General features: G+C 71.4%; 13 protein-coding genes. 7 read left to right on the top strand and 6 right to left on the bottom strand.

Annotation, left to right across the window (positions count from 1 at the left end):
- Positions 1–38 precede the first annotated feature (38 nt).
- On the top strand, positions 39–584 hold the full coding sequence (locus IE242_RS10915; protein ID WP_189857875.1) for an AAA family ATPase: 546 nt from the start codon (positions 39–41) through the stop codon (positions 582–584).
- A gap of 255 nt (positions 585–839) precedes the next feature.
- On the opposite strand, the gene IE242_RS10910 is transcribed toward IE242_RS10915, so the two are convergent.
- A complete protein-coding gene (locus tag IE242_RS10910) occupies positions 840–1274 on the bottom strand; it encodes a VOC family protein (protein ID WP_189857873.1) in 435 nt (144 codons plus the stop codon).
- Between the two features lie 670 nt (positions 1275–1944).
- On the opposite strand from IE242_RS10910, the gene IE242_RS10905 reads away from it, so the two are divergent.
- Positions 1945–2928 carry a GNAT family N-acetyltransferase gene (locus IE242_RS10905; RefSeq protein WP_189857871.1) on the top strand — a complete coding sequence of 328 codons (984 nt, stop codon included), beginning with the start codon at positions 1945–1947 and terminating at the stop codon, positions 2926–2928.
- A 111-nt stretch (positions 2929–3039) separates the two neighbouring features.
- Here IE242_RS10905 and IE242_RS10900 read toward each other — a convergent pair whose 3' ends face one another.
- From IE242_RS10900 to IE242_RS10885, 4 genes are all read right to left on the bottom strand, one after another.
- The gene (locus tag IE242_RS10900) at positions 3040–3426 is read right to left on the bottom strand and encodes a hypothetical protein (RefSeq protein WP_189857870.1); all 387 of its coding nucleotides are present in this window, start codon (positions 3424–3426) and stop codon (positions 3040–3042) included.
- Positions 3427–3643: 217 nt separating this feature from the next.
- A complete protein-coding gene (locus tag IE242_RS10895; RefSeq protein WP_189857868.1) occupies positions 3644–3961 on the bottom strand; it encodes an SCO4225 family membrane protein in 318 nt (105 codons plus the stop codon).
- Positions 3962–4041: 80 nt separating this feature from the next.
- Complete coding sequence (locus tag IE242_RS10890; RefSeq protein WP_189857866.1) at positions 4042–4725, bottom strand: response regulator; 684 nt, start codon at positions 4723–4725, stop codon at positions 4042–4044.
- Positions 4722–7175: a sensor histidine kinase gene (locus IE242_RS10885; RefSeq protein WP_189857863.1), complete on the bottom strand. Its 2454-nt coding sequence runs from the start codon at positions 7173–7175 to the stop codon at positions 4722–4724. Before IE242_RS10885 ends, IE242_RS10890 begins: the two co-directional genes overlap by 4 nt.
- Positions 7176–7431: 256 nt before the next feature.
- On the opposite strand from IE242_RS10885, the gene IE242_RS10880 reads away from it, so the two are divergent.
- From IE242_RS10880 to IE242_RS10870, 3 genes are all read left to right on the top strand, one after another.
- Positions 7432–7893 (top strand): DUF5707 domain-containing protein, encoded by a 462-nt coding sequence (locus IE242_RS10880; protein WP_189857861.1) that lies wholly within the window; start codon positions 7432–7434, stop codon positions 7891–7893.
- Positions 7894–8354: 461 nt separating this feature from the next.
- On the top strand, positions 8355–8549 hold the full coding sequence (locus tag IE242_RS37610; protein WP_229858745.1) for a hypothetical protein: 195 nt from the start codon (positions 8355–8357) through the stop codon (positions 8547–8549).
- A gap of 329 nt (positions 8550–8878) precedes the next feature.
- Positions 8879–10630 carry a SpoIIE family protein phosphatase gene (locus IE242_RS10870; RefSeq protein ID WP_189857859.1) on the top strand — a complete coding sequence of 584 codons (1752 nt, stop codon included), beginning with the start codon at positions 8879–8881 and terminating at the stop codon, positions 10628–10630.
- 75 nt (positions 10631–10705) lie between these two features.
- Here the strand turns inward: IE242_RS10870 and IE242_RS10865 are convergent, their stop codons facing one another.
- Positions 10706–14497, bottom strand: coding sequence for an nSTAND1 domain-containing NTPase (locus IE242_RS10865; protein WP_373299501.1), 3792 nt, complete (start codon positions 14495–14497; stop codon positions 10706–10708).
- Between the two features lie 320 nt (positions 14498–14817).
- Here IE242_RS10865 and IE242_RS10860 point away from each other — a divergent pair, with 320 nt between their 5' ends.
- Both IE242_RS10860 and IE242_RS10855 read left to right on the top strand, forming a co-directional pair.
- Positions 14818–15876 carry a hypothetical protein gene (locus IE242_RS10860; protein WP_189857857.1) on the top strand — a complete coding sequence of 353 codons (1059 nt, stop codon included), beginning with the start codon at positions 14818–14820 and terminating at the stop codon, positions 15874–15876.
- 114 nt (positions 15877–15990) lie between these two features.
- Positions 15991–16773, top strand: coding sequence for a hypothetical protein (locus IE242_RS10855; protein WP_189857855.1), 783 nt, complete (start codon positions 15991–15993; stop codon positions 16771–16773).
- Positions 16774–16833: the final 60 nt, after the last annotated feature.

The following is a 16833-nucleotide window of genomic DNA, read 5'->3' as shown; positions in this document are numbered from 1 at the left end:
GACCTGACGGGGCAGGGCAATGGGTGGGGAGGCTTGTGTTGATCGTCTGGGTGAACGGTGCGTTCGGCAGCGGGAAGAGCACACTGGTGGATGAGCTGCGTGCGCGCTGGCCCGACGGGCTGGTCTATGACCCGGAGATGGTCGGCTATGTGCTGCGGGAGATCGTGGAGGTGCCGACCGGAGACTTCCAGGATCTCCGCCTGTGGCGACGCCAGGTCGCCAGCCTGGCGGTGGGGCTGGTCGAGGAGTACCGCCGCCCGGTCCTGGTGCCCATGACCCTGGTGAACTCCGACTATGTCGGTGAGATCTTCGGTGCGTTGAAGGATGCGGGCATCGACGTGCACCACTTCTTCCTCGAGGTCTCTCGGAAGGTCCTGGAGGAGCGGATCGACGGCCGGAGCTTCACGCCGGACAAGCCTGACCAGGACGAACGGGTCCGGCGCTGGTGCAAGGAGCGGATCGAACCGTGCATGGCCGCGGCCGGCACCCTGCCCAGCGACACGGTGTTCCTGAACGGCGAGCTGACCCCGCAGGAGTTGGCCGGTCAGGTGCTGGCCCGTGTCGGTACAGAAGCGGTCCGGTAGGCGACCGGTGTGCGTTTCGGCAGGGGCTGCCGCGGTCAGTCGTCGACGGTCCGCTGCCAGCTCCATCCGGCGCAGCCGGTCGGCGATGTCGAAGGCCCGTGGCTCGTGCGCGGTGGCGTCCACGTCCCGCTGCCGCCTGGCTGGCCGGGGAACACGTCGAACTCCTCACCCGGCCGGCCAAGCGCCGGGCTCAGCCCGCGGCAGTTGGCTCTGCCGTAGGAGGACGGCCCCCCACCTCGCCGTCTCGGAGGATGCTCAGTCGAGGCAGAATTCGTTGCCCTCGATGTCCTGCATCGAGATGCACGACTCATTGACGCCATCGGCACGCAGCAGTCGTACGCGCACCGCACCGAGTGCGACCAGTCGCGCGCACTCGGCCTCGAGTGTGGCGAGGCGCTCTTCACCCACGAGCCCGGTGCCGACCCGCACGTCAAGATGCACCCGATTCTTGACGACCTTGCCCTCCGGAACGCGCTGGAAGTACATTCGCGGGCCCACACCTGAGGGATCCATACAGACGAACGCCGAACCCCGACGCTCAGGCGGCAGCGAGCGATTGAAATCGTCCCAAGTGGCGAACCCCTCCGGGGGCGGCGGTACGACGTATCCCAACACCTCACACCAGAATCGAGCGACGCGCTCGGGCTCTGCGCAGTCGAAGGTGACTTGGAACTGCCTGATCGATGACATCGGCGCACCGTAGCAGGGGAACTTCGTTGCTCATCTCCCGGTGCCGATGCCTCCAAGCAACTGGTCGGTCATCGACTACATCGAGGCCCCCGGCCCCACCACCGTCATCGGGCTTTGACCCGGTCTCGACGGGGCCCCCGGGCTTCTTCTCCCGCCACCGGCCTCGTCGACATCCATGTCCGCTCCGCGATGTCGGTCAGCGTTGCGGAGTGGGCATCACCTCATGGCCGGACCGTGTGAGCGCGGCCGGGCTCGCCGTGAGGCGACGCCATGTCCCCGAAGGCTGAGGGCGTCGCCGTCATGTGGGTGCTGCGGGCTGAGCTCGGCATTGACCTGACGAGCGCCAGGGCTGTGATGTGCCGCGTACTGCACGGTGATTTCTCGCCCTTTGGTGTCTGATCCGGCAGCTCCGTGACGGTCCCGCCTGGGGTTGGGCCCTACTGCGGATCCCGGCGTGGACAGTCGGGGAAGTCGGGGAAGCCGGGGAAGTCGGGGAATCCGGGGAATCCGGGGTCCGCAGAACCACCGCCTGGCCACCCGGCATGACGTGGGACGCGTCCTCACCACCGGTGAGGCCCGCAGTCGCCCTGCCCACCACAACGACCGGCCGCAGACGACCGCGGCATGAATAGAGTGGCGGACCTGCCTCTAAGTCCGAGATCATCCGGGCATGTTGGATGGTGTGCCAGGACAGGGCCTTCCGGTCGGCTTCGGATTCCGGCCGTACCGCGGCGACGGAGACCACGATGCCATGGCCGCAGTGCGGCAGGGCTGTGCTGAGCGGGACCGGGTCGATGCCCATTCGGTTGTGGAAGGGCTACCGACAGCGGCCGAGATCGCCGAAGCCTCCGCCAAGCTGCCGGAGCCGTCCAAGGACCAGATCCTGGTGGTGCACGAGGGGAGTGCCGTCGGCTACTCGACGGTCCGATGGTGGCAGGAGCGGGACGACACGTGGCTGTACTTGCACCGCGGCTACCTGTTGCCCGAGCACCGCCGCCAGGGCATCGGCTCGGCCATGCTGAGCTGGGCCGAAGAACGGATCCGCCAGCTCGTCGAACAGCATGGAACGGCACGGACGGCCATGATCGGAGCGAACGCCACGGCCTCCGAGCAGGACGCCACCGAGCTTCTCCTCGCAGCCGGCTACCGACGTGTCTTCAGCCTGGTCGAGATGGAGCTGGGCGGTCTGCAGCAGTTGCCCGAGCAGGGCAGCGCACTACCAGCCGGAATACGTACGGGGCCGCTCACGACACGCCACTACCGTGCGGCCTGGAGGACGGTCGTCGATTCGTATGCGGACACCGGTTTCACTCAGAAATGGCCTTTTCAGGACTTCGTCGACACCGCCGACCCGGCGTGCTGGAGGGGTGCATGGAACGGGCAGGACATGGTCGGCGTCGCTCTCTGCTCCATCCGCCGCCACGACCGCACCGTGGGTGAGGTCGAAGAGTTGAGCGTCCGGACGGACCAGCGACGCCTCGGAATCGGCCGTGCCCTGCTCCTGGACGGGCTGCGAAGCCTCCGTGAGCACGGTGCGACGACCGCCCGGCTGTTCACGGGCGTGGCAAACCCGCACCGGTCCTACTCCCTTTACGAGAGTGTGGGGTTCCGGCGGCAGAACGAGTACGTCCGTTACCGCAAGCCACTTGCTTGATCGACCGGTCATTGGACTGGCCGGTCGGTCCACAGGACTGGACGGTTCCTCACCGCAGGTCGAGTATCAGGCAGGGCCGGCTGCGAGGTGCCGTGCCGTCTGAGCGCTTCCCTACGTTGTTCTGCGGGAGGACAGCCACCGCCAGCGCCGGCGTTCCGTGACGAGGGTGGCGGCGGCCAGCAGGGTCACGGGGCCCGCCGCCCAAGCAGGCCAGGCCAGCCATGACGAAGCCACGGCCGCGGCGAGCTGGAGAAGCACCAGAAGAATCGTGACCCAGCCCGGCACTGCGATGATCACGTGCGCCTTGTCACCCGGGGTGGAGAAGCACGTGGGAAGGCCGATCAGAAGCACCACGGACAAGGCGGCGAGCAGCCATGAGCGGTCGGCCAGGGCCCACGGGGTCGCCGCCCAGGCGATGAGTTCCACCGTGAAGCGCAGAACGGACGCGGTGCGGTCGTCCGGCCGTACCGGAATCGTTCCCCCAGCGATGTCGGTCACCCGCGCACCCTTTCACGGTTCATGCGCAACAGCCAGCGGCTCAGGCGCTGTTCAGTTCCCCCGCACTGTCCGGTTCCCGGGGAGGAGGCCGGCTGCCGGCCCTGGACCGATGGTCCCTGGGCAGGGCCTGGTCATGAGCCGACGCTATGAGCAGAGGGCCGTACAACAGGTTGCCGTCCTCGACGCGCAAGGACACGAAAGAGCTGGCCGCTTGCTGTCAGGATGCCGTGTCCGGGTTGCTCCCACGGCGCAGCGCACGGGCGCACCAGCCGATGATCATGGCGTTGATCAGTGCTCCGAGAATGATGGAGAGCAGGAACGCCATGCTGCCTTCCGGCAGGAACAGCAGCAGTACGAGGCTGGCCGGGACGGTGGCGAACAGTGGGATGACAGCTGCCATGGACGCGTCGGAGGTGGAGGAGGCCACGAGGGCCCATCCGAGCAGCAGCGCACAGGCCGTCAGGTAGACCCGGGCGGCGATGTGGCCGAGGGCGCGGCGTGCACCGCGAAGGACGGACAGACCTGGGCCGGTCATGGTGGTGGACTCCTGGATGGTGGTGGTCGGTGGGTGGTGGCCGAATGGGCGGTGGCCGGTGGCCGGTGGCCGGTGGCCGGTCAGGCAGGGGAGTGGGGTGGGTTGGGGTGGGCGAGGCCGAGGTCGTAGGCGAGGATCGTCGCCTGGACCCGGTCGCGCAGTTCGAGCTTGCGGAGCAGCGCGTTGATGTGGGACTTCACTGTGCCGACGGTGATGCCGAGGTGCTGGGCGATCTCCGTGTTGGTGAGTCCCGCGGCGATCAGGGTGAGGACGCCGCGCTCACGGTCGGTCAGGTTCTTCAGCTCGCGCGGGGTGTCGCCGCCCGGGATGCCGTTGCCCGGTCTGGACGCGTAGTGGCCGATGAGCCGGCGGGTGGCCGACGGGGCGAGGACGCTCTCACCGGCGGCCACCACCCGGATGCCGTGCAGCAGTTCGCCGGGGTGTACGTCCTTGAGGAGGAACCCGGAGGCGCCGGCGCGCAGCGCGTCGAACACGTATGCGTCGAGGTCGAAGGTGGTCAGCACCAGGACGCGGGGTGCGTCGGGACGGCCGGTGATGATCCGGGTGGCGGCGATGCCGTCCAGTTCGGGCATGCGGACGTCCATGAGGACCACGTCGGGTGCGAGTTCCCCGGCGAGCCGTACCGCCTCGGCGCCGTCGGCGGCCTCGCCGACGACCGTCATGTCCTCCTCGGCGTCGATCACGGCGGCGAACCCCGCCCGTACGATGCCCTGGTCGTCGACGACCAGCACCTTGAGGCTCATCGTTGTCTCTCCTCGTCGTCCTGCGATGTAGCAGGTGTAGCCGGTGCAATCGGCGCAGCCGGTGCCGCGGTGGTCAGCGGCAGCCGGACGCGCACCGCACCCGACGGGCCGGCGGTGACCGTCCCGCCGGCCATCGCGGTCCGCGCCGACACCTGCTGACACAGGGCGCGACGTACGGTGTCCGGGACCCCGATCGCCGTGATCGTCAACGCGGTGTCGTCCGCGTCGAGTTCCACGGTCATCGGCTCCTCGCCGCCGGCCGCGAGCACCGTCTCGCAGGCATGGTAGGCAGCCAGGTCCACGGTGGTGGGCAGCCGTCTCGGTATCCGGTCCGTCAGCCGTATCTCGACGTCGCGGCCGGTGGCCCGGATCTGATGGCCCAGGAGGTCGAGAGCCTGGAGGGTGGGCTGCGGCCGCAGCGCGGGCGTGGCCTCGGCTCCGGCTTCGGCCTCCCGGACCGTGTCGAGCAGGGCGCGCATCGCGGCGAGGGCCTCGCGGGCACGTTCGGCGACCTCGTCGAGCCGGCCCGCCTCGGCCTGCGCGACCATGTCGGCGGTGCGCGCCAGCACGGTCGTCTCCAGCCCGGTGGCGATCCGTCGGCGCTCGGCCCACGCGTCCCGTACCGCCTCCTCGGTGAAGGCCGCGAGATGTTCGGCCTGCGCACCGCGGGCGGCCCGGCGGCGACGCCCGCGCAGGGTTCCGCCCCACCACGCCGCGCCGATCACCAGGGTCGCCTGGGCCGTCGCCGCGGCGGCGAGTGCCCAGACGGGGAAGGACACGCTCCGGTGCACGAGGGCGGCGGTCGTGGCCGCCGCGTGCACCACCACGGCCACGACCGGACCGGCCCGCAGAGGCATCGGGCGTGGGCGTGGGCGCGGGCGCGAGCGGTCTGCGGTGCCGGACGGATCGGCGGCGGCCGTGCGGGCGGCGGCCGAGGCGACCACCGCGCAGGTGGCGGCCATGCTCAGCAGGGGAGGCAGGAGTACCCAGCCGGTGTACCGGCCCACGTCCATCGCCACCGGCCAGAGCAGAGCCAGACCGAGTACGAAGCCCTGGGCGGCGCCGGGCGCCCGGCGCCGCCACAGCAGCGCGAGGGCCTGTCCCGCGGCCAGCAGCGCGAAGAGCATGCCCGCCGAAGCCCCCGGACCGCTCGACACGGATTCGGATTCCGTCCGGATGATCAGCAGGGAGAGCATCGGTTGCACGGCGAGGCCGGTCGCGGCCGTCACCTGCGCCAGGCGGTACTGCCAGGGGACCGGCCGCCTCACCGAGGCGGCGGCATCCCGGCCGGGCAGGAGCGCGCTCACCTCCCAACCCCCCTCCGCCGTCGGGCCGCTGGTCAGGGTGCCGCCGGCCTCCCGCGCCCGCGACCGCAGAGAACCCTGGCCGCGCCCCGATCCGAGACCGGCGCCGTGCGCGGCCGAGCCGGCCGGAGGCGCGGCGCTCGTGACGACGACCTCCGTGCGGGCGTCGCCGTACCGGCAGGTCACGGTGGTGTGCGCACCGGGTGCGTGCCGTGCCACGTTGGTCAGCGCCTCGCGCACGATGCCGTACGCCGCGTCCGCGACGGCACCGTCCGGCAGCGCGTCGATCTCGCACTCCACGTCCTGGCCCAGTCGGGAGAACCCGGCGACCAGCCCCAGCAGCCGTTCCCTGGGCGACGGTTGCTGTTGTCGTGAGGGCGCCGGCGCCCGTACCGCGCCGAGCGCGCGGGTGACCTCACGGCCTGTCTCGGCGGCGAACCGGAGAGCCTCGCCGGCCAGTTCGGGGCGACGGTCGCGCAACCCGAGTGCCGCACCCGCCGTGACGACCACGGCCGTCAGATGGTGGGCGCTGACGTCGTGCAACTCGCGTTCCATCCGCTGCCGTTCGACCGCCGGGAGCCGGTGCCGCTCGAGCTCGGCCCGCTTCAGCCGCTGTTCGGCGGCCTGCCGTGTACGCCGGCTCCGCCGCACCAGCATTCCGGCGGCGGACGCGGCGGCGTACAGCACCGCCGTCAGAACGAGGTCGAGTCCGTTGCGGTCACTGAGCCCGTGCAGGCTGACGTTCTGCAGCAACTGCCAGGAGGCGAGCGCCAGCACGCACAGCAGGGCGGTGAAGGTGTCGCGTTCGTCGGCCACGGTGAACAGGGCCAGGGCCACGCCCGCTGTCCCCAGTACGGCCATGGCCCCGGTGGGCAGGGGACTGGCCCCCAGCGCACAGGCGGCGGCGACCGCGACGAGGGTGATCACCGGCTTCGCACGGCGCAGGCAGAGCGCCGCTGTCACCAGTCCGGCGACGAGGGCCGCCACGAAGAGGGCGGACCCTGCCGGAACGGTCCCGCCGGTCAGGTCCGCCCCCGGCCACACCACGGCCTGGGTGCCGAACAGTACGAGGGGCAGCAGCCGGTCGTCGGTCCTTTTCCCGTGGGCTCTTTTCTCGCCGGTTCTCTTCTCGCCGGTTCTCTTCATAAGGGATCAAGGTTATGACCGCGGGTGAGCGGCTGTCCTCGGGCTTGAGGCGGACCGCGCTCTCTTACCTGGGGTGCAGATGCTGCACCCGCGGTTCGACGCGGCGATCGTCCCACGGCCTGAGGATCGCGCCCTGCTCCCGGCCATAGGCTCGACCACGTCGGGAAAGCGGCGGACCACCGGTTCTTCCGGGCTTTCCCGCGCATCGACATCGACATCGACACTCCACTCGTATCGCGTATCAGGGGGATCCACCATGTCCAAGCGCGTTCTCGTCCCGTCCGTCATCGGCGTCGTCGCCCTCGGCGCCATCGCCGCCGGCGGATTCGCCATGGCTTCCACTGCCACGTCCACTGCCACGGAGCCGACCGTGGCGAACGGCTCGGCCACGTACATCGCTCCGTCCCAGCAGGGCGCGGGGAAGCTCTCGTACACCGCGGACGTGAGCGACGACTCGGGTGTCCGCGAGCTCAGGGTCATCGCGTGGCCGGTGAGTTCCGAGCTGGACCCGACCGAGGCGGAGCTGCGGTACGTGGACAAGGCCACGTGCCGCAGCACCTCGGAGGAGACGTCCCGCTGCACCTACACCCTGAAGGTGACGCAGCAGGACGCGGCCGACCTCGCGGAAGGCGCCTGGCAGGTGTCGGTGCTGGCGACGGCGAAGGACGGCGGCACGAAGTTCGTGCCCCGCGCGGCCACGTTCGAGGTCACCCGCTGACCCGTCACCAGGGCCGGATCGCCCCGGGCGGCCGGCCCTGGTGACACCATGCGACGCGGAGCCCTGCGCGCCGGTCCGAGTGACGACCTGGATGCCGCAACCGCAGGCGGCTCACCGGGGTACCACCACCCGGCTCCACCCGCGCCCGGGCCGGCCGGAGGTCGCGGACAGTTCCGTGGGCGGTCCGCTGCTGTGGCCGACGTACGAATCTGGCCGGTGTGTACCGAGCCGCACAGCCACGCGCGTGGCCGGCGCCCGGCGGACATCCACCGGCAGCGGCAGATCCTGGCTTCCGCACGGCTCCTCGAACCGGGCCCCGGTCGTCGAGGTGCAGGCCGCGCCGCCGCAGCCCGAGGCCGTCGGCTACGAAGGGTATGTGCCCGAGCCGTGCGTGCTGCACCCGGAGCAGGTGACCGCCCACCCGTTCGCCGGCCTCCTCCCGGAGGACCTGTGCGACACCGATGCGCCTGCTGCTGACCGTCGACAGCTCGGAATGGGGCGGCGGCAGCGGCAGCTGGAAGCCACCGGAAGAAGCGGACCTGCCCACGCACCGGTCCGCCACGCCGACCGAGGTGACCGTGGGCCGCTGGGGTGAACTCGACATCTTCGCCTGTCCTGAAGAACCCGGTCACCCGCACCGTTGGAGCATCCAGTAGGTCATCCGGCATCACCTGCGCAGACATGGCATCCGGGCAGTGATCCCGCAGCCCGCCGGCCAGTTCGCCCATCGCAAGCTCTGGGCCGCCCGCCACCGTCCGGGCGGCCCGGATGTCACTCGTACGGCCAAGCCGCCGGCCTCGGCAGATGAGTTCTCGGCAGGCGTACCGGCCAGGCATCCGCGGCCGAGAGCCGAGCGGCACCAAGCTGGACCAGGTGTTCAGGGCAGTGTGGACCTGAGGGCGGGCTGGACTCGATGGTGCTGGGCATGCGGGGAGAGAAATGCCGCCGAGCGGATGTGCCGCCGGGCGGTGGAGGAGATGAGGACATGGCAGGGCCGGAGCAGACGGAGACCGGCGGGGAACGGCCCTCGACGGCATCTGCCGCCGCGCTCACCGGGGCGCTGGCGGCCATCGGGACCGGAGCCTACGTCGTCGACGAGCAGGGCCGCGTGATCGCTGTCAACGACCGGGCCGAACAGCTGCTGGCCCTGTCGGCCGAGGATCTCCTCGGCCGGGACGCGCACGACCTGCTGCACCGGGACGCGCACGGCCAGCCCATGCCGAGGACGCAGTGCGGTATGCGGCAGGCTTTCCACGCCGGGCGCACCGCCCAGGGCGAGGAGGACTACTTCGCGTGCGGAGACGGCTCCCTGCTGCCCATCTCCTGGTTGATCACCCCGTACGACGTCGGTGACCACGCACGCGGCACGCTCGTCCTCTTCCACGCCCGGCGCCCGCAGGAAGCCGACCCGCACCCGGAGCCGGCGGCCGGGCCGCTGCCGGAACTCGAACGGCTCGCGCTGCTGGCCGAGACCACCACTCAGCTGACCTCCACCCTCGATGTCGAGGAGGCGCTGCACCGGCTGGTGACCCTGGTGGTGCCCCGGCTGGCGGACTGGGCGGTCATCGACCTGATCACCGAGCGCGACGAGGTGTGGCGCGCCGCCGTCGTCCACGCGGACGGTGACACCCTGGTGCACCACGAGGAACTCGAAGGACCGATGCCACCGGTCCCGGAGCTGTCCCCGATGCCCCTGTCCAGGGCCCTGCGCGGACTCGCTTCCACCCTGGCCGGCCCACAGACCTACCAGCGGGAACCGGATTCCGGCATCGCGGTCGAACAGCGCCGTCTGTTCGATGTCACCGGCATTCGTTCCGCGGCCATCGCCCCCCTCCGCAGCACGCGCGAAGTCCTGGGGGCGCTCACACTGGGCCGCGCCGAGAAACCGGGGGACTTCGCCACCGCCGATCTCCCCCTGCTCGAGGACATCGCCCGCCGGGCCGGACTCGCGCTGGACAACGCACGCCTCTACCAGCGTCAGCGCAAGGTCGCCGAGACCATGCAGAACCATCTGCTGCCCCAGATGCCGCACGTTCCCCGGCTGCAGATGACGGCCCGCTACCTGCCCGCACCCGACGCCTCACAGGTCGGCGGCGACTGGTACGACGCCTTCTCCCTGTGCGACCACGCCACCGCGGTGGCCGTCGGAGACGTCGTCGGCCACGATCTGGAGGCCGCGGCCGGCATGGCACAGGTGCGCAACATGCTCCGCGCCTACGCCTGGTCCCAGCAGGAACCCCCCAGCCGGATCGTCGAACGGCTCGACGAGGCGGTCCTGCACATCACCGACGTCACCATGGCCACCATGATCTTCGCCCGGGTCGAGGAGGCGAACGACGGCCACTGGGAACTGTCCTGGACCAACGCCGGCCACCCACCGCCCCTGCTGATCAGCCACGACGGCCTGGCCGACTACCTCACCGACGGCCACGGCCTCCTCCTCGGCACCGGAGCCCGCGCGCCCCGCGCCGACGCGACCGCCCTGCTGCCGCCCGGATCCACCCTCCTGCTGTACACCGACGGCCTGATCGAAGAACCCGGCCACTCCCTCGACGAGGGCCTGCACCGGCTCCGTCAGCACGCCGCGGCCCTCGCCCACCGCCCTCTGGCCTCCTTCACCGACCAGCTGCTGCGCCGGGTCCGCCCCGCCGCCAACGACGACGACGTCGCCCTCCTCGCCTTGCGCACACCGACCCGAACGAGCCCCGGACCGGCGACTCCCCGGCGCGGCCGGTGACCGGGCACGCCGAGCGACGTACCCGGGCGCGACGTGGGATCACCGACGGAGCCACCGCCAGGGGGCCTTCGTCCGTCAGTCGGCGTCGGCGCCTCGGAGGTGGTCAGGGCACGTTTCGCGGTACGGGCGCGGGGACAGGAACTCGTTCCATTCCTGTCGGGTCAGGTTGCGTCCGGCAAGACGGCACAGGTGCCGTTGCCAGGAGCGCAGACGCATGTCCCAGAGACGAACGGTGCGGTCCTGGCTGCCGGTGGCCAGGGTGCGGCCGTCGGGGGTGAAGGCGGCGGCCAGCACCCAGCCGGTGTGGCCGGTGAGGGTGGCCAGCGGCCGGTGGGCGGCGACGTCCCACAGGCGCACCGTACGGTCGTCGCTGCCGGTGACCAGGGTGCGGCCGTCGGGGCTGAAGGCGATGGCCCAGAGCCAGCCGGTATGACCGGTCAGAGTGGCGATCTGCTGTCGGTCGGCGACGTTCCAGAGGCGGGCGGAGGCGTCCGCGCTGCCGGTGGCCAGGGTGCGCCCGTCGGGGCTGAAGGCGACCGCGGACACCCAGTTGGTGTGGCCGGTGAGGGTGGCCAGCGGCCGGTGGGCGGCGACGTCCCACAGGCGCACCGTACGGTCGGCGCTGCCGGTGGCCAGGATGCGGCCGTCGGGGCTGAAGGCGACCGCGGACACCCAGTCGGTGTGGCCGGTGAGGGTGGCGAGCGGCCGACGGGCGGCGACGTCCCACAGCCGCACCGTATGGTCTTCGCTGGTACTGGCCAGAATGCGGCCGTCGGGACTGAACGCCACCCCACGCACCCTGGCGCGGTGCCCGGTCAGAGTGGCCACCACCCGCTGCTCGGACACGTTCCACAGCCGGGCCTTTCCGTCCAGGCTGCCGGTGGACAGGGTGCGGCCGTCGGGGCTGAAGGCGACCGCTGCGGCACTCCAGTCGGTGGCAGCGGTGCGGCTGGTACCGGTGACCACATTCAGCAGCCGAATGGTCGAATCCTCGCCGGAGGTGGCCAGGGTCCGGCCATCCGGGCCGAACGCGACACCGGTCACCATCCCGGCGTTGCCGGCGAGGACACGTACCGCGCGGCGGGCGCCCGTGTTCCACAGCCGTACGGTGTTGTCGTTGGCGCCGGTGGCGAGGGTGCGGCCGTCGGGGCTGAAGGCCAGACCCGATATCCAGTCGGTGTGGCCGGTGAGCACAGTCCGCTCACGGTGGGTGGTGACATCCCATATCCGCACGGTGTTGTCCTGACCGGCCGTGGCCAGGGTGCGTCCCTCGGGGTGGAAAGCCATGCTCGACACCACGTCGTCGTGGCCGACCAGGGTCGCCAGCAGTTGGTGTGTGCCGGTGTTCCAGAGCCGTACGCTCCGGTCGTCGCCGGCCGAGGCGAGGCTGCGCCCATCAGGGCTGAACGCCACCGCTCGGATCCTGTCGGTGTGGCCGGTCAGCGTGGCCACGGTCCGGCGGGTCGCCACAGTCCACAGCCGTATCGTGGCGTCGATGCCGCCGGTGGCCAGGGTACGGCCGTCGGGGCTGAAGACCACGCTGCGCACCCAGCCCTCGTGACCGGTCAGGACAGCCCGTTCGCGGCGGGTGGTGACATCCCAGAGGCGGACGGTGCCGGCCTTGTCGGCGGTGGCGAGGGTGCGGCCGTCGGGGCTGAAGACCACCCCCGACACCCTGTCCTGGTGGCCGGTCAGAACGGCCAGTTGCCGCGGCTGTGCCCCGAGGCCCCACAGACGGACGGTCCGGTCGTCGCTGACTGAGGCGAGGGTGTGGCCGTCAGGACTGAACGCCACGGCCAACACCCTGTCCGTGTGGCCGGTCAGAGTGGCCGCCGTCCGGCGGTCGGCCACGTTCCACAGCCGGATGGTGGCGTCGTTGCAGGCGGTGGCGAGGGAGTGGCCGTCAGGGCTGAAGGCCACCCCCGACACCCTGTCCTTGTGGCCGATCAGAAAGCCCTGCGTCTGCTGGTGTTCGAACACATGCCGCAGCAGGCTGCCTCGCGCCTCCGCCGTGTCCGCCTCGTTGAAGGCCTGCAGGCTCAGCAGGATCGACTGGATCGGCCGCTCGTCGATGGTGTCGTCGGCCTGTGAGGCGAGGGCGCGGGAGACGGCCTGCCGTTCCTGCACCGCGACCTGCCGGCGTTGTTGCTCGGCGCTGACACCGAGGGTGACGGCCAGGAGGAGAAGGGCGACCAGCGTCCCGGCGAGAACCTGCAGCCGGCGCACGGTTCTCCTCTGGAGCGCCTTGCTGGCGCGGATGAAGTCCTTCTCCGCGGGACCGATGTCCGCGTCGTGCCGGGGCAGCCGGTCCAAGGCCTCGACGAGGGAGGCCCCGCGCAGCAGGGACCCGCTGTCATGGCCGCCGGCCGCGTACTGTTCCATCGCGGTGCGCAGGCGTTCCTGCCAGGCGCGGAAGTCCCGGTCGGCGGCGACCCACTGCCGCAGGCGACCCCAGCACGAGATCAGCGCCTCGTGGGCGATCTCCACGGTCTCGGCTCCGGCCTCGTCGCGGCCGGTCACCACCAGCCGCGTGCTCGCCAGGCGCTGAGCGATCGGCCAGAGCGCCGGATCCAGTTCGCCGCGACGGGCCACCCGGCGGGTCGGCTCCGTTCCCTGTCCGGGCCGTACGAGCTGCACGCAGAGCCGGGCCGCCTCGGCCTCGGATGTCTCCAGCCGGTCGCGGTAGACCTCCTCGGCGTACTCGGTCACGGCGCCCTGCACCCCTCCGAGCTCGGTGTAGACGGCGTGCGTCAGGGTGTGTTCCCGCTGCCGTTCCCACAGCATGGTCAGGGTGAACTCCAGCAGTGCCAGCTGACCGGCCTCCTCGCCCACGTCGGCGAGGATGCGCTCCACCAGGCCCGCCTCGTAGGTGATCCGGTCGGGCAGTGGTCCTTCGATCGCGCGCCGCAGTTGCGCGGTGGTCATCCGGCCGATCATCAGCGTCGAGTCCTGCAGGGCCCCGGCCAGTCGGGCGTGCTCCAGCGCCGGGCCGAGGAAGTCGGCCCGCAAGGTCAGCGCGATGGTCAGGGAGCGCAGGCCGCCCTCCCGCACCGCGGCCGCCGGCTGGAGCAGCACATCGACGAACTGCTGGGCGACCGTGGGCCCCCGCGCGTACAGCTCCTCGAACTGGTCCACGACCAGCAGCAGATGACGCCTGCCCTGCCGCTGCAGGCTCCGGTCGACCACGTCGGTCAGCCCCGGGTCGATCAGCGCCTGTGCCAGTTTCGGCACCTCCAGCAGGCGCAGTGACTCGCTCATGTCCGGTTCGAGCAGGGGCAGCAGCGCCGCGGCCAGCGTACTCAGCGGGGAGGAGCCCACCGCGGGCCGTACGTCCACGACGGCCCAGCCCGCCTGCCGCAGCCGGGGGACGGCGCCCGCGAAGACCAGCGACGACTTGCCGCTGCCGGAGGGTCCGACCAGTCCCATCAGCGACGTGCTCCGGAGCCTGCTGACCAGGCGGTCGGTGAGCTCCTCACGGCCGTGGAACTGTGCCGCGTCCTCCTCCCGGAAGGCGGCCAGTCCCCGGTACGGGCAGGGCGGCAGCGCCCGCGGATGCCGCTCCTTCCCGCCCTGCCGGCGGGCCTGGCGTCCGAGGGCGGTGTACACCTCCACCATCACCTCGTGCCGCCGGCGCCACGTTCTGAGCGCGGCCGGGTCACCGCCCGTGCAGTGCTGGACCAGCGGCTCGACCAGCCGGTCCCATTCCGGCGGCCGGCTGATCCGGCCGTCCAGGATCTCGTACAGCTGTGAACGGCTGTACTGCACTCGGCGCGCCAGTGTCGCACGGTCCACTCCGGACTCCTGCTGGAGCCTTCGCAGGCCCGCACAGAACTCCGCGACCGGTCCCTCGTCCGCCCTTCCTCCCACCGGAGACACCTCCTCGGCGTCCGGTGCTGTCCGGTACCAGAACGTCGGACACGTCCTGTGACCAGGGCTTACATCGTTGCGTTCCGAGGTTAGTCCGGCGTCGCGGACTTCGGCACCCCCCTGCCGGACGCTCCTTCCACGGGCTTGTCCGGCGCCGGGCGAACGGCGGCGACCGGCAGCCGAGAAGCACACGGCGCAGCCCGCGGGAAGGCGCGGGCACCGGGCCGGCGACCGGGTCGGCAGGACCCCTCGGACCCACGCGAAGGTGTGCAGGAGCCATGGACGACAACCGCCGGCAGTCTTGCCGGCCGGAACCGCGCATGACACAGACGACCGCCGCCCGGGACGACGGCGCGCCCATCCACCACCAGGACGATCTCCCCACGCAGATCCCCCACGCAGAAGGGACCACGCTCATGCATGCGCATCCCCGTACGGCACCGGCCACCGCACCGACCACCACCCCGCGCGAGCCGGTCTCGGGGTCGCCGCGACGGGTCGGCCCGCTGACAGGCCAGGCCGGCCGGGCCGTGCTCGCCCTGGCCGGCCTGACGGGCTCCATGCTGGTGCTCGGCACCCCCACCGCCGACGCGGCCGTGCCGGGTCTGATGCGCGTCGAGAGGCACAGCGCGTTCGACTCGAGTTCCACCAAGAGGGCCACGGCGACCTGCCCCGCCGGCAAGCGGGTCGTGGGCGCCGGTACGCATGTGCACCAGGGAGCCGGAGAGGTGGCCGTGCAGGCCCTGCGCCCGGCGGCCGACCTGCGCAGCGTCACGGTGCGCGCCGTCGAGGCCGACTCCTATGCCGGCACCTGGCGGCTGACGGCGTACGCCATCTGCGCCGAATCGCTGCCCGGACTGCAGCTCGTCCACAAGAGCAGTACAAGCAGTTCGGCGGACAGCAAGGGAGTCACCGCGTCCTGTCCCGACCGGAAGAAGCTGGTGGGAACGGGCGCGGACATCACCGCCGGAAACGGCGCGGTCGTCCTCAACAGCCTGCGCCCCAACGGCAGCCTCACCAGTTCACCGACCCGGCACACGGCACACGCCTTCGAGGCGGACCCCTACGCCAGGAACTGGAGGCTCACGGCATACGCCATCTGCGCCACCGGGCTGCCCGGCCTGACCAGGGCCGAACGCAGCAGCAACAGCGCCTCGGCGGACAACGTGTCCGTCCCGGTGCAGTGCCGCGCGGGCAAGCGGACGACCGGCATGGGCGTCGAGATCCGCGGCGGCTCGGGGGAGGTGGTCCTCAACAGCCTGCGACCCGACGGCAGCACCACGCAGGCCCCCCGCACCACCACCGGCCAGGCCTTCGAGGAAGACCCCTACCCGGCCAAGTGGCGGCTGACCACCTACGCCATCTGCGCCAATCAGTGACCACCGCTCAGGCGTGCCACGGAGCGCGGCGGTGGGTCCCGAGGACGACCGTCCGGACCGGGACTCGCCGCCACGGTGACAACCGACGCTCACGCCACCCCGGAAGGAACACTCGTGAAACAGACACGCCCACCACAGCCCACGCGCAGGCAGGTCCTCACGGCCGCGGGACTCTCCGCAGCCGCCGTGACGGGCCTGCAGACCGCCGCACCGCCGGCGCGGGCCGCCACCTGGCGGCTGCACGCCGATACGGCGCTGTCCGGCCAGGGCAAGCTGTACTCCGGCTCCACCAACCGCAGCCAGCCCCGGTGCGACACCGCCGCCTCTTCCGACTGTCCCGGTCCGGGCGCGCTGTCGGTCTACTGGGGCGGCCTGTACGTGCATTCCACCGCGTCGAACATGCTGCGCACGGGTCCCTTCACCAGCTGCGCCGCGCCGTTCCCCGGGCAGGGAACGGCCGACCGGGTCCGGTGGGCGTCAGCCCGTGCCTGGCGGCCGGAGTACCGGTTCGCCGGACGGATCCTGGTGCGCGGCATCTCACCCCACCGGCCGGACCCGTGGACCGGGCTGGTCTTCCATCCGGTGCACATCACCAACTGCGACAACTACTGGATACGGATATGGGAGCGCGACCAACCGCGGCTGACCTTCGGGCGTGAGGTGGACGACCGGGAGACGGCCGTCCTCCGCACCCGCTTCCCTTGGCCCGCGCTGAACACGTGGCACACCTACCGCATCGACGTCCTGCCCGGCAGCCGTGTCCGCTTCCACTGGAACGGCACCCGGATCTTCGACACCACCGACCCCGCCCATGCCTTCTCCGGCGGCGGGCCGGTCGGGATGCGCCTGGACTACTTCGACACCGTGCTCCATGAGACGCGGGTGCACCGCCCGTGAGACGGCACAGGCGGCTAAGCGTTCAGGAACGCCGCGACCGACAAGTGCATCGATGTCCGC

This window comes from Streptomyces poonensis (genome assembly GCF_014650915.1).
Taxonomy (GTDB): Bacteria; Actinomycetota; Actinomycetes; order Streptomycetales; family Streptomycetaceae; genus Streptomyces; species Streptomyces poonensis.
The sequence above is the reverse complement of the archived record's forward strand: the minus strand, read 5'-3'. Positions and strand labels throughout refer to the sequence as shown.

What these genes read in the sequence shown, in the direction of transcription:
- IE242_RS10910 (WP_189857873.1), bottom strand. Translation starts at nt 1,274, where the DNA reads ATGTCATCGATCAGGCAGTTCCAAGTCACCTTCGACTGCGCAGAGCCC.
- IE242_RS10905 (WP_189857871.1), top strand. Translation starts at nt 1,945, where the DNA reads ATGTTGGATGGTGTGCCAGGACAGGGCCTTCCGGTCGGCTTCGGATTC.
- IE242_RS10895 (WP_189857868.1), bottom strand. Translation starts at nt 3,961, where the DNA reads ATGACCGGCCCAGGTCTGTCCGTCCTTCGCGGTGCACGCCGCGCCCTC.
- IE242_RS10890 (WP_189857866.1), bottom strand. Translation starts at nt 4,725, where the DNA reads ATGAGCCTCAAGGTGCTGGTCGTCGACGACCAGGGCATCGTACGGGCG.
- IE242_RS10885 (WP_189857863.1), bottom strand. Translation starts at nt 7,175, where the DNA reads ATGAAGAGAACCGGCGAGAAGAGAACCGGCGAGAAAAGAGCCCACGGG.
- IE242_RS10880 (WP_189857861.1), top strand. Translation starts at nt 7,432, where the DNA reads ATGTCCAAGCGCGTTCTCGTCCCGTCCGTCATCGGCGTCGTCGCCCTC.
- IE242_RS37610 (WP_229858745.1), top strand. Translation starts at nt 8,355, where the DNA reads ATGCGCCTGCTGCTGACCGTCGACAGCTCGGAATGGGGCGGCGGCAGC.
- IE242_RS10870 (WP_189857859.1), top strand. Translation starts at nt 8,879, where the DNA reads ATGGCAGGGCCGGAGCAGACGGAGACCGGCGGGGAACGGCCCTCGACG.
- IE242_RS10860 (WP_189857857.1), top strand. Translation starts at nt 14,818, where the DNA reads ATGACACAGACGACCGCCGCCCGGGACGACGGCGCGCCCATCCACCAC.